This is a genomic window from Pseudomonas fluorescens group sp. PF-69 (genome assembly GCF_054481235.1).
On record NZ_JBTMNC010000001.1, the window covers coordinates 5596183 to 5608449 of the forward strand.

The window sequence follows — 12267 nt, forward strand, 5'->3', positions numbered from 1 at the left end:
AACGTTTTATAAACAGCTGATTATTATCAGTTTTATTTATTCAACCATTCAGTCTCCGGTCACTTGCCATGCCACTCAGGCCGAATGCCAGGCAAGTTGTCCAAACAGTCAGGACTCAATCTGGTGCGTGAATCTTTTTTTAAACGTTGCGCATCAACCATAGACCATCCTCAAACGGCTGATTTCACATAAGAAATCTTGACCATATTTGGATCCTGTCAAGTGCGTCAAAATGGTGAGAGGCCTCACCATTTTGGTGATTTTTAATTTTTACCGTTAAAAATCAACAACTTAAAACACATATAAGCTTATAAAAATTATTCTTGCTGATTTCAATAACACCAGCTAGCTTTCAATCTTGACAGCGATGACAGGAATAAACCTGTGCAACTCGCTTCATATAAAACATTGAGAGCCGGCATCAGCCGGTCATTGCCTGCGAGGAACTCGGAATGTCTCTGTTGATCCGTGGCGCCACCGTTATTACCCATGATGAAAGTTATCGCGCCGATGTGTATTGCGCAGACGGCGTGATCAAGGCCATCGGCGAAAACCTCGAGGCTCCCACAGGCGCCGAAATACTCGATGGCAGCGGCCAATACCTGATGCCCGGCGGCATCGACCCGCACACCCACATGCAACTGCCCTTCATGGGCACCGTGGCCAGTGAAGACTTTTACAGCGGCACGGCGGCCGGTCTGGCCGGCGGCACCACGTCGATCATCGACTTCGTGATTCCCAACCCCCAACAATCACTGATGGAAGCGTTCCATCAGTGGCGTGGCTGGGCCGAGAAGTCGGCTTCCGATTACGGCTTCCACGTCGCCATCACCTGGTGGAGCGAGCAGGTCCGCGAAGAAATGGCCGAGTTGGTGAAACACCACGGGGTCAACAGCTTCAAGCATTTCATGGCCTACAAGAATGCGATCATGGCCGCCGACGACACGCTGGTGGCGAGTTTCGAACGCTGCCTGGAGCTCGGCGCGGTGCCCACCGTGCACGCGGAAAACGGCGAGCTGGTCTATCACCTGCAACGCAAGTTGATGGCCCAGGGCATGACCGGGCCGGAGGCGCATCCGCTGTCGCGTCCGTCGCAAGTGGAAGGTGAAGCGGCGAGCCGGGCGATCCGGATCGCCGAAACCCTCGGCACACCGTTGTACCTGGTGCACGTCTCGACCAGGGAAGCCCTCGACGAAATCACCTATGCCCGGGCCAAGGGCCAACCGGTTTACGGCGAAGTGCTGGCCGGGCACCTGTTGCTGGACGACAGCGTCTATCAACACCCGGACTGGCAGACCGCCGCCGGTTACGTGATGAGCCCGCCGTTCCGCCCCGTCGGCCATCAAGAAGCGCTCTGGCATGGCCTGCAAGCCGGCAACCTGCACACCACCGCCACCGACCACTGCTGCTTCTGCGCCGAGCAGAAAGCCGCCGGCAAGGATGATTTCAGCAAGATCCCCAACGGCACTGCCGGCATCGAAGACCGCATGGCCGTGCTCTGGGACGAAGGGGTGAACACCGGGCGTTTGTCGATGCAGCACTTCGTGGCGCTGACCTCCACCAACACCGCGAAAATCTTCAACCTCTACCCACGCAAAGGTGCGATACGCGTCGGCGCCGATGCCGACCTGGTGCTGTGGGACCCGCAGGGCACGCGCACGATTTCGGCGAAGACCCACCACCAGCAAGTCGACTTCAACATCTTCGAAGGCAAGACCGTTCGCGGTGTGCCCAGCCACACCATCAGCCAGGGCCGGGTGGTCTGGGCCGACGGCGATCTGCGGGCCGAACGCGGTGCCGGGCGCTATATCGAACGGCCGGCGTATCCGGCGGTGTTTGATTTGCTGAGCAAGCGGGCTGAGTTGAATCAGCCGGTTGCCGTGAAACGCTGAGATCGAGGCCTTCGGCCTATCGCGGGCAAGCCCGCTCCCACAGGTTTTGTGAACACCTGAAATCCCTGTGGGAGCCAGCCTGCTGGCGATGGCGTCAGCCCGAACCACACAAAAACAATGCCCGACAGAGGCAGCACCGCCATCACCGTGAGGCCAATACCGTGATCAAGACCTTGACCCATCTCCCGCATCCCGTAGAGCAGGCGGCCGTCCTCGCCAGTCATTTCACCGACCTGGCACCGCCGCTCAACGACCGCCAGGCTCACCTTGAAGCCTCGCGCTGTCTGTATTGCTACGACGCGCCGTGCGTGAACGCCTGTCCGAGCGAGATCGATATTCCATCGTTCATCCGCAATATCCATCAGGACAACGTGCAGGGTGCAGCACAGAAAATCCTCTCGGCGAACATCCTCGGCGGCAGTTGCGCCCGGGTCTGCCCCACCGAAATCCTCTGCCAGCAAGCCTGTGTGCGCAACAACGCTCAGGAGTGCGCACCGGTGCTGATCGGCCTGCTGCAGCGCTACGCCGTGGACAACGCACACTTCAGCGAACACCCGTTCCCCCGCGCCGCCGCCACCGGCAAACGCATCGCCGTGGTCGGTGCCGGGCCGGCGGGTTTGTCCTGCGCCCATCGCAGCGCCATGCACGGCCATGACGTGGTGATTTTCGAAGCTCGGGAAAAGGCCGGCGGCCTCAATGAATACGGGATCGCCAAGTACAAACTGGTGGATGACTATGCGCAGAAGGAGCTGGAGTTCCTGCTGCAGATCGGCGGGATCGAGATCCGTCACGGGCAAAAACTTGGCGAGAACCTCAGCCTGACCGAACTGCATCAGCAATTCGATGCGGTGTTCCTCGGCCTGGGTCTGGCGGCGAGCAAGCAATTGGGCCTGGCCCATGAAAACGCGCCGGGGCTGCTGGCCGCGACCGACTACATCCGTGAACTGCGCCAGGCCGATGACCTGACTCAACTGCCCTTGGCTGATCGTTGCATCGTGCTCGGTGCCGGCAATACCGCCATCGACATGGCCGTACAGATGGCACGCCTTGGAGCCCATGACGTCAATCTGGTGTACCGCCGTGGTGTCGAGGACATGGGCGCTACCCTCCACGAACAGGACATCGCCAAGGCCAATCAGGTGCGCCTGATGACCTGGGCACAACCTGAAGAAGTCCTGCTCGATGCCGACGGCCGCGTGCGCGGCATGCGATTCGCGCGCACCCATCTGGTCGAAGATCGTCTGCAAACCACCGGCGAAACCTTTGAACTGGCCGCCGACGCCATCTTCAAAGCCATCGGCCAGGCCTTCGACAGCAGCGCCCTCGCCGACCCGCTGGCCGGTGAACTCAAGCGCCGGGGGGATCGTATCGAGGTCGATGAACAGCTGCGCACCAGCGTCCCCGGCGTGTATGCCGGCGGCGATTGCACCAGCCTCGACCAGGACCTCACCGTTCAGGCCGTGCAGCACGGCAAACTGGCCGCCGAGGCCATCAACGCTCAACTGATGCTCAACGTGGAGGCTGCGTAAATGGCCGATCTCTCGATTGTCTTCGCCGGCATCAAAAGCCCCAACCCGTTCTGGCTGGCCTCCGCGCCGCCCACCGACAAGGCCTACAACGTGGTCCGCGCCTTCGAGGCCGGATGGGGTGGCGTGGTCTGGAAAACCCTGGGTGAAGACCCGGCGGCGGTCAACGTATCGTCGCGCTACTCGGCGCACTTCGGTCCTAACCGTGAAGTCATGGGTTTCAACAACATCGAACTGATCACCGACCGCTCGCTGGAGATCAACCTGCGGGAAATCACCCAGGTCAAAAAGGACTGGCCGGACCGTGCGCTCATCGTGTCGTTGATGGTGCCCTGCGTCGAAGAATCGTGGAAACACATCCTGCCGCTGGTGGAAGCCACCGGTGCCGACGGCATCGAACTGAACTTCGGTTGCCCCCATGGCATGCCGGAACGCGGGATGGGCGCGGCGGTCGGTCAGGTGCCGGAATACGTCGAACAGGTCACCCGCTGGTGCAAGACCTATTGCTCGCTGCCGGTGATCGTCAAGCTGACGCCGAACATCACCGACATCCGCGTTGCGGCCCGCGCGGCGCACCGTGGCGGCGCGGATGCGGTATCGCTGATCAACACCATCAACTCGATCACCAGCGTCAACCTGGAGCGCATGGTCGCCAACCCCATGGTCGGCAGCCAGAGCACCCACGGCGGCTATTGCGGCTCGGCGGTCAAGCCGATCGCCTTGAACATGGTCGCCGAAATCGCCCGTGACCCACAGACCCGCGGCCTGCCCATCAGCGGCATCGGCGGCATCGGCAACTGGCGCGATGCCGCCGAATTCATTGCCCTGGGCTGCGGCTCGGTGCAGGTGTGCACGGCGGCCATGCTGCATGGTTTCCGGATTGTCGAAGAGATGAAGGACGGCCTGTCGCGCTGGATGGACAGTCAGGGTTACGCCAGCATTTCAGCGTTTTCCGGGCGTGCCGTGGGCAACACCACCGACTGGAAGTACCTGGACATCAACTATCAGGTCATCGCCAAAATCGACCAGGACGCCTGCATCGGTTGCGGCCGCTGCCACATCGCCTGCGAAGACACCTCGCACCAGGCCGTGGCCAGCCTCAAGCAGGCGGACGGCACGCACAAGTATCAAGTGATCGAGGATGAATGCGTGGGTTGCAACCTGTGCCAGATCACCTGCCCGGTGCAGGACTGCATCGAGATGGTGCCGGTGGAAAACGGCAAGCCGTTTCTGGACTGGAACCATGATCCGAGGAATCCCTATCACGTCAGTCCTTGAGATGGGCTGCGCCTGAAAAGACGCCTTCGCGGGCAAGCTCGCTCCCACAGGGTCTCTGGTGTTCACAAATTTTGTGTCGACTGAAGATCTACTGTGGGAGCTGGCTCGCCAGCGATGAGGCCATCAGCTTCGCCACAAAACTTACGGCTCCAACCCGATCCCGCGCAAAATCACACTGGTCACGGTCTGTATCGCCCGTTCGAACTGCATGTCCGACAGCGGCTGGTGGTCGTTGAGGATGTTCACCTGGTGGTCGAAGTCGGCGTAGTGCTGGGTCGAGGCCCAGATCATGTACAGCAGGCTCGAAGGCTCCACCGGCAGGATGCGCTTGTCGTCCACCCACTGGCGGATTTTCGCTTCTTTCATCTTGGCCCAGTCGTACAGGCTCGCATCCAGTGCCTCCCCCAGGGTCGGGGCGCCGTGGATGATTTCGTTGGCCCAGACTTTCGAACCGTAGGGACGGCTGCGGGAGTGGTTCATCTTGGCGCGGATGTAACTGCTGAGCACCACGCGCGGGTCGTCGAACATCTCGAAGCACAGCGCGTCCTGCTTCCAGACTTCCAGCAAGTCGAACAGCACGGCGCTGTACAACTCGGTCTTGGTGCTGAAGTAGTAATGCAGGTTGGAGCGCGGCAGTTGCACTTCGGCGGCGATGTCGGCCATGGCGGTGCTGCCGAAGCCTTTCTCGGCGAAGACCTTCTCGGCCCCCAGCAGAATTTTCTCGACGTTACTGCGACGAATATCGATCTTGTGATTGCCCATGAGGGCTCCCTGACAACAGCGTTAAACAAGACTAGCATCCGCTCTACCTCGCGGCGACAGGGGAAAACCAAACTTCGTACAACGGGCCTCCGGCGGCTAAACTGACGCCACTTCGCCACTGCCTGACAGGAACCCGACAATGCTGCTCAAAAAAGCCCTCACCACCGCCGCCCTGCTCGGCCTGGCGTTGTTCAACCGGCTGCGGATCAAGGACTGCGAACAGCGCCTGTCGGCCTTGCGTAAAAGCGTGATCGCCGAATGGTTGCTGGGCATTGGCGCGGTGGCGGCGGTTTCGTTGCTGGGTACCCTGCCGCCAATGATTTCGAGTTAAGACCCGCCGCCCTGTGGGAGCGAGCCTGCTCGCGAAGGCGTCGCCACAGTCAGCATTGATGTAACAGACACTCCGCTTTCGCGAGCAGGCTCGCTCCCACATAAGAATTCTATACACCAAGTCATCGTACAACTTCCGATTGACAACACTGAAACGCCGCGTAAATAATCGCCTCCAATGTTGTACGACGACGTATAACAACAATAAAAACAAAAAAGAAATGGAGCGTTACAGTGAGCAAGCCCGCCCGCAATTCGTCCCCCCGTGCCCCACGTCCACAGTTTGCCCGCCGTCATGCCCTGAGCCTGATCGGTTGCAGCAGCCTGGCCATCGCCCTGCCCATGACCAGTCACGCCGAAGGTTTCACCGATGACGCCAAAGCCACGCTGAACCTGCGCAACGCCTACTTCAACCGTAACTACACCAACCCGGCCTACCCCCAGGGCAAGGCTGAGGAATGGACCCAGAACTTCATCCTCGACGCCAAATCCGGGTTCACCCAGGGCACGGTCGGCTTTGGTGTGGACGTGCTGGGCACGTTTTCGCAGAAGCTCGATGGCGGCAAGGGCACCGGCGGTACACAGTTGCTGCCACTGGACCACGACGGTCGCCCGGCCGACAACTTCGGGCGCCTGGGCGTGGCGCTCAAGGGCAAGATCTCGAAGACCGAAGTCAAGGTTGGTGAATGGATGCCGGTGCTGCCGATCCTGCGCTCGGACGACGGCCGTTCCCTGCCGCAAACCTTCCGTGGTGGTCAGGTCACCTCCACTGAAATCAGCGGCCTGACGCTCTACGGCGGGCAGTTCCGCCAGAACAGCCCGCGTAACGATGGGAGCATGGAAGACATGTTCATGAACGGCAAAGCGGCGTTCACCTCCGATCGTTTCAACTTCGGTGGCGGCGAATACGCCTTCAACGAAAAACGCACCCAGGTCGGCGTGTGGTACGCGCAACTGAGCGATATCTACCAACAGCAATACTTCAACCTGAGCCACAGCCAGCCCATTGGCGACTGGACCCTCGGCGCCAACCTCGGCTACTTCATCGGCAAGGAAGACGGCAGCGCCCTGGCCGGCGACCTCGATAACAAAACCGCGTTCGCCCTGCTCTCGGCCAAGTACGGTGGCAACACCTTCTATGTCGGCCTGCAGAAGCTCACGGGCGACGATGTCTGGATGCGCGTCAACGGCACCAGCGGCGGCACCCTGGCCAACGACAGTTACAACTCCAGCTATGACAATGCCAAGGAAAAATCCTGGCAAGTGCGTCACGACTACAACTTCGTGGCCCTCGGCGTGCCGGGCCTGACCCTGATGAACCGCTACATCAGCGGCGATAACGTGCACACCGGAAGCATCACCGACGGCAAGGAATGGGGCCGTGAATCGGAACTGGCCTACACGGTGCAGAGCGGTCCGCTGAAAAACCTCAACGTCAAATGGCGTAACGCGAGCATCCGCAAAAACTTCAGCACCAACGAGTTCGACGAAAACCGGATCTTCATCAGCTATCCGATTTCGTTGTTGTAAGACGGTTCGCTGACACCGCTCTTGTGGCGAGGGAGCTTGCTCCCTCGCCACAGGCCGCCCTGAGAATCCAACCCTTCGTCAAATTCGCCACAAGACGCGTTGACAAGAAACGGAAAGCCTTACGATACTGCCAATAGTCGTACGACAACCTACAACAAATTCAATAACCACCATTGCTTGTCCAGGACTCTCCATGACCACCACTCCCACTGCCCGCGCCCCTTTCAATCGCCTGCTGCTGACCGGTGCCGCCGGTGGCCTGGGCAAGGTCCTTCGCGAAAGCCTGCGCCCCTACGCCAATGTCATTCGCCTGTCGGACATCGCCGACATCGCGCCGGCCATCGACGACCGAGAAGAAGTCGTGCCGTGCGATCTGGCCGACAAGCAAGCCGTGCATCAACTGGTCGAAGGCGTCGACGCGATCCTGCACTTTGGCGGTGTGTCCACCGAGCGCTCGTTCGAAGAGATCCTCGGCGCCAACATCTGCGGCGTCTTTCACATCTACGAAGCCGCGCGCCGTCATGGCGTGAAGCGCGTGATCTTCGCCAGTTCCAACCACGTGATCGGCTTCTACAAGCAAGACGAAGTCATCGACGCCCACTCCCCTCGCCGCCCGGACAGTTACTACGGCTTGTCCAAGTCCTACGGTGAAGACATGGCCACTTTCTACTTCGATCGCTATGGCATCGAAACCGTCAGCGTGCGCATTGGCTCCTCGTTCCCGGAGCCGCAAAACCGCCGGATGATGAGCACCTGGCTGAGCTTCGGCGACCTGACCCAACTGCTCGAACGGGCGTTGTACACGCCGAATGTCGGCCACACCGTGGTCTATGGCGCGTCCGACAACAAGAACGTCTGGTGGGACAACCGTTACGCCACGGTCCTGGGCTATGTACCGAATGACAGCTCCGAAGTGTTCCGCGAAAAGGTCGAAGCGCAGCCGCTTCCAGCCGCCGATGATCCAACGCGGATCTACCAGGGCGGCGCCTTCTGCGTGGCCGGCCCGTTCGGCGACTGAACCGTCAGTGCTTACCGCTTGATCCCCACAACAAAAACCAAGGGAATGAGTTGCCATGCCAGCTGAATTGATTGTCGATGCCCGCAACGCGGTGGGTGAATGCCCGGTATGGGTCGGTGAAGAAAACGCCCTGTACTGGGTCGATATCCCGGCCGGCGGCCTGCAACGCTGGAGCGCCGACACCGGCCATGTGTCGGCGTGGAAAACCCCGGAAATGCTCGCGTGCATCGCCCGTCACCCTGACGGCGGCTGGGTCGCCGGCATGGAGAGCGGCTTCTTCCAGCTACGCCCGCACAACGACGGCAGCCTCGACAGCGAGCCCCTGGCCGGCATCGATCACAGCCGCCCCGACATGCGCCTCAACGATGGTCGCTGTGACCGTCAGGGGCGGTTCTGGGCCGGCAGCATGGTGCTCGACATGGGCGCCAACGCCGCCGAGGGCCGGCTCTACCGCTACAGCGCCGGACAACGCGGACCGCTCGACGCCCAACTGAACGGCTTCATCGTGCCCAACGGCCTGGGCTTCAGTCCGGACGGGCGCACGATGTACCTGTCCGACTCCCATCCCGCCGTCCAGCAGATCTGGGCCTTCGACTACGACATCGACAGCGGCACGCCGAGCAATCGCCGGCTGTTTGTCGACATGAATCACTACGCCGGGCGCCCCGATGGGGCCGCGGTCGATGCCGAGGGTGGCTACTGGATCTGTGCCAACGACGCCGGGCTGATTCACCGCTTTACCCCGGACGGACGCCTGGACCGATCCCTCGCCCTACCGGTAAAAAAACCGAGCATGTGTGCCTTCGGTGGCAGCCGCCTGGACACCTTGTTCGTCACTTCGATCCGCCCCGCAGACGACCACGACGAACAGTCACTGGCCGGTGGCGTGTTCGCCCTCAACCCCGGCGTCAAGGGTTTGCCGGAGCCACTTTTCAACGTCTGACCGCAACTGCTCGTGCTGCAACGCTGTGCCTTGAACACAAAAACAATAAAACAGGAGACACCCCCAATGGACTTCAAACGCACCTTGCTCGCCGCTGCACTCCCCTTCACCGCAGCCCTCGCCTTCTCCCTCAGCAGCGCCGCCCATGCGCTGGAAATCAAATTCGCCGACATCCACCCTGCCGGCTACCCGACCGTAGTGGCCGAGGAACAACTGGGTAAAACCCTGGTGGCCGACAGCGACGGCAAACTGACCTTCAAGATGTTTGCCGGCGGTGTGCTCGGCTCGGAAAAGGAAGTGATCGAACAAGCCCAGGTCGGCGCCATCCAGATGGCCCGGGTCAGCCTCGGCATCGTCGGGCCGGTGGTGCCGGACGTGAACGTGTTCAACATGCCGTTCGTGTTCCGCGACCAGGCGCACATGCGCAAGGTGATCGACGGCGAAGTCGGCGACGCGATCCTCGACAAAATCACCGACTCCGAATTCGGCCTGGTCGCCCTGGCCTGGATGGACGGCGGCACGCGCAATATCTACACCAAGAAACCGGTGCGCAGCCTGGAAGACCTTAAGGGCATGAAGATTCGCGTGCAAGGCAACCCGATGTTCATCGACACCATCAATGCCATGGGCGGTAACGGCATTGCCATGGACACCGGTGAAATCTTCAGTGCCTTGCAGACCGGGGTGATCGACGGCGCGGAAAACAATCCGCCGACCCTGCTCGAACACAACCACTACCAGAACGCCAGGTTCTACAGCCTGACCGGGCACCTGATCCTGCCAGAACCGATCGTGATGTCGAAGATCACCTGGGAAAAACTGAGCCCCGAGCAACAGGCACTGGTGAAGAAAACCGCCAAGGCCGCGCAGGCACAGGAACGCGTCCTGTGGGACGCCAAATCGGCCAGCAGCGAAGAGAAGCTCAAGGCGGCGGGCGTCGAGTTCATCACCGTCGACAAAAAACCTTTCTATGAGGCCACCGCCTCGATCCGCGAGAAATACGGCGCGCCCTATGCCGACCTGATCAAGCGCATCGAAGCCGTTCAGTAATCCCTCCCTGCATTCAAGAAAGGCCCGGCGCCACTGACACGGGTGTCTGTCAGTGCGCGCCCGGTTACGGTGAAACCCGATGAAGAATCTACTGCTGCGCATCAACGACAGGATTTACATGACCTGTATCTGGGTCGCGGGCCTGTCCGTGCTGGCCATTGCCCTGATCATTCCCTGGGGCGTGTTTGCCCGCTACGTCCTTGGCACCGGCTCCAGTTGGCCGGAGCCCAGCGCCATTTTGCTGATGATGGTGTTCACCTTCATTGGCGCCGCCGCCAGCTATCGTTCCGGCTCCCACATGGCGGTGGCGATGCTCACTGATCGCCTGCCACCGAACCTGCGCAAAGCCATGAGCGTGTTTGCGCAACTGCTGATGGCGACCATCAGCCTGTTCATGGCGATCTGGGGGACCAAGCTGTGCCTGTCGACCTGGAACCAGTTCATGAGCGCCGTGCCGACCCTGCGCGTCGGCATCACTTACATGCCGATCCCGATTGGCGGTTTGCTGACGTTGGTCTTTGTGCTGGAAAAACTCCTGCTCGGTGACCAGAGCAACCGGCGGGTCGTGCGCTTCGACCTGGTTGAAGAAAACGAAGGGGCTGCCTGAATGGACGCATTGATTCTGCTGGGCAGCTTTATCGCCTTGATCCTGATCGGCATGCCGGTCGCCTATGCCCTGGGGCTGTCGGCCCTGATCGGCGCATGGTGGATCGATATTCCGTTCCAGGCATTGATGATTCAGGTCGCCGGTGGCGTGAACAAATTCTCCCTGCTGGCGATTCCGTTCTTCGTCCTGGCGGGCGCGATCATGGCCGAAGGCGGCATGTCCCGACGGCTGGTGGCGTTTGCCGGGGTGCTGGTGGGATTCGTCCGTGGCGGTCTGTCGCTGGTCAACATCATGGCCTCGACCTTCTTCGGCGCGATTTCCGGTTCTTCGGTAGCCGACACCGCCTCGGTCGGCTCGGTGCTGATCCCTGAGATGGAGCGGCGCGGTTATCCACGGGAGTTCGCCACGGCGGTCACCGTCAGCGGTTCGGTACAAGCCCTGCTGACCCCGCCGAGCCACAACTCGGTGCTCTATTCGCTGGCCGCTGGCGGCACCGTGTCGATTGCCTCGCTGTTCATGGCCGGCGTGGTGCCCGGCCTGCTGATGAGCGCGTGCCTGATGGTGCTGTGCCTGATCTTCGCCAAAAAGCGTGACTACCCCAAGGGCGAAGTCATTCCGATGCGCGAAGCGCTGAAGATCTGCGGTGAAGCGCTGTGGGGCCTGATGGCCATGGTGATCATCCTGGGCGGCATTCTGTCGGGGATTTTCACCGCCACCGAGTCGGCGGCGATTGCGGTGCTGTGGTCGTTCTTCGTGACCATGTTCATCTACCGCGACTACAAGTGGAGCGACCTGCCGAAACTGATGCACCGCACGGTGCGGACGATTTCGATCGTGATGATCCTGATCGGCTTCGCCGCCAGCTTCGGCTACATCATGACGCTGATGCAGATCCCGGCGAAAATCACCACGATGTTCCTCACGCTCTCGGACAACCGTTACGTGATCCTGATGTGCATCAACGTCATGCTGCTGTTGCTCGGCACGGTGATGGACATGGCGCCGCTGATCCTGATCCTCACGCCGATCCTGATGCCGGTGATCCTCGGCATTGGCGTAGACCCGGTGCAGTTCGGCATGATCATGCTGGTCAACCTGGGCATCGGCTTGATCACACCGCCCGTGGGCGCGGTACTCTTTGTGGGGTCGGCCGTGGGCAAGGTCAGTATCGAATCCACCGTCAAAGCCCTGTTGCCGTTCTACGGCGTGCTGTTCCTGGTGTTGATCGCCGTGACTTACATTCCCGCGCTGTCACTGTGGTTGCCGCATCTGGTGTTGTAACCAAGACTCGCAAAACGCTTTGTGGCGAGGGCGCTTGCGCCCTCGCCACA

Annotated in this window: 10 protein-coding genes and 1 pseudogene; 10 read left to right on the plus strand and 1 reads right to left on the minus strand. The window is 60.7% G+C overall.

Features of this window, described 5'->3' with window-relative positions; genetic code table 11:
- Positions 1 to 452: 452 nt before the first annotated feature.
- The 3 genes from hydA (at position 453) to preA (ending at position 4696) form a co-directional block, all read left to right on the plus strand.
- Complete coding sequence (gene hydA, locus ACX3YF_RS26140; RefSeq protein WP_288098182.1) at positions 453 to 1892, plus strand: dihydropyrimidinase; 1440 nt, start codon at positions 453 to 455, stop codon at positions 1890 to 1892.
- A 161-nt stretch (positions 1893 to 2053) separates the two neighbouring features.
- Complete coding sequence (locus ACX3YF_RS26145) at positions 2054 to 3421, plus strand: NAD(P)-dependent oxidoreductase (RefSeq protein WP_458974563.1); 1368 nt, start codon at positions 2054 to 2056, stop codon at positions 3419 to 3421.
- Positions 3422 to 4696 carry an NAD-dependent dihydropyrimidine dehydrogenase subunit PreA gene (gene preA / locus ACX3YF_RS26150; protein ID WP_448646496.1) on the plus strand — a complete coding sequence of 425 codons (1275 nt, stop codon included), beginning with the start codon at positions 3422 to 3424 and terminating at the stop codon, positions 4694 to 4696. It begins immediately after the preceding gene.
- A 141-nt stretch (positions 4697 to 4837) separates the two neighbouring features.
- Here the strand turns inward: preA and ACX3YF_RS26155 are convergent, their stop codons facing one another.
- Positions 4838 to 5458: a TetR/AcrR family transcriptional regulator gene (locus ACX3YF_RS26155; RefSeq protein WP_458974564.1), complete on the minus strand. Its 621-nt coding sequence runs from the start codon at positions 5456 to 5458 to the stop codon at positions 4838 to 4840.
- Between the two features lie 142 nt (positions 5459 to 5600).
- Here ACX3YF_RS26155 and ACX3YF_RS26160 point away from each other — a divergent pair.
- The 7 genes and pseudogenes from ACX3YF_RS26160 to ACX3YF_RS26190 form a co-directional block, all read left to right on the plus strand.
- Positions 5601 to 5789, plus strand: a pseudogene (locus ACX3YF_RS26160) (copper homeostasis membrane protein CopD); the annotation flags it as partial.
- Between the two features lie 233 nt (positions 5790 to 6022).
- On the plus strand, positions 6023 to 7318 hold the full coding sequence (locus ACX3YF_RS26165; protein ID WP_130211313.1) for an OprD family porin: 1296 nt from the start codon (positions 6023 to 6025) through the stop codon (positions 7316 to 7318).
- Between the two features lie 193 nt (positions 7319 to 7511).
- Positions 7512 to 8336: an NAD-dependent epimerase/dehydratase family protein gene (locus tag ACX3YF_RS26170; protein ID WP_196586179.1), complete on the plus strand. Its 825-nt coding sequence runs from the start codon at positions 7512 to 7514 to the stop codon at positions 8334 to 8336.
- A 55-nt stretch (positions 8337 to 8391) separates the two neighbouring features.
- Positions 8392 to 9279, plus strand: coding sequence for an SMP-30/gluconolactonase/LRE family protein (locus tag ACX3YF_RS26175; protein WP_458945425.1), 888 nt, complete (start codon positions 8392 to 8394; stop codon positions 9277 to 9279).
- Positions 9280 to 9345: 66 nt separating this feature from the next.
- Complete coding sequence (locus ACX3YF_RS26180) at positions 9346 to 10329, plus strand: TRAP transporter substrate-binding protein (RefSeq protein ID WP_448646494.1); 984 nt, start codon at positions 9346 to 9348, stop codon at positions 10327 to 10329.
- Positions 10330 to 10408: 79 nt separating this feature from the next.
- Positions 10409 to 10936 (plus strand): TRAP transporter small permease, encoded by a 528-nt coding sequence (locus ACX3YF_RS26185; RefSeq protein ID WP_130211317.1) that lies wholly within the window; start codon positions 10409 to 10411, stop codon positions 10934 to 10936.
- Positions 10937 to 12217: a TRAP transporter large permease gene (locus tag ACX3YF_RS26190; RefSeq protein ID WP_458974565.1), complete on the plus strand. Its 1281-nt coding sequence runs from the start codon at positions 10937 to 10939 to the stop codon at positions 12215 to 12217. It begins immediately after the preceding gene.
- Positions 12218 to 12267: the final 50 nt, after the last annotated feature.

Coding starts and splice junctions, on each gene's coding strand:
- ACX3YF_RS26170 (WP_196586179.1), top strand. CDS start 7,512: ATGACCACCACTCCCACTGCCCGCGCCCCTTTCAATCGCCTGCTGCTG.
- ACX3YF_RS26180 (WP_448646494.1), top strand. CDS start 9,346: ATGGACTTCAAACGCACCTTGCTCGCCGCTGCACTCCCCTTCACCGCA.
- ACX3YF_RS26185 (WP_130211317.1), top strand. CDS start 10,409: ATGAAGAATCTACTGCTGCGCATCAACGACAGGATTTACATGACCTGT.
- ACX3YF_RS26190 (WP_458974565.1), top strand. CDS start 10,937: ATGGACGCATTGATTCTGCTGGGCAGCTTTATCGCCTTGATCCTGATC.
- hydA (WP_288098182.1), top strand. CDS start 453: ATGTCTCTGTTGATCCGTGGCGCCACCGTTATTACCCATGATGAAAGT.
- preA (WP_448646496.1), top strand. CDS start 3,422: ATGGCCGATCTCTCGATTGTCTTCGCCGGCATCAAAAGCCCCAACCCG.
- ACX3YF_RS26175 (WP_458945425.1), top strand. CDS start 8,392: ATGCCAGCTGAATTGATTGTCGATGCCCGCAACGCGGTGGGTGAATGC.
- ACX3YF_RS26155 (WP_458974564.1), bottom strand. CDS start 5,458: ATGGGCAATCACAAGATCGATATTCGTCGCAGTAACGTCGAGAAAATT.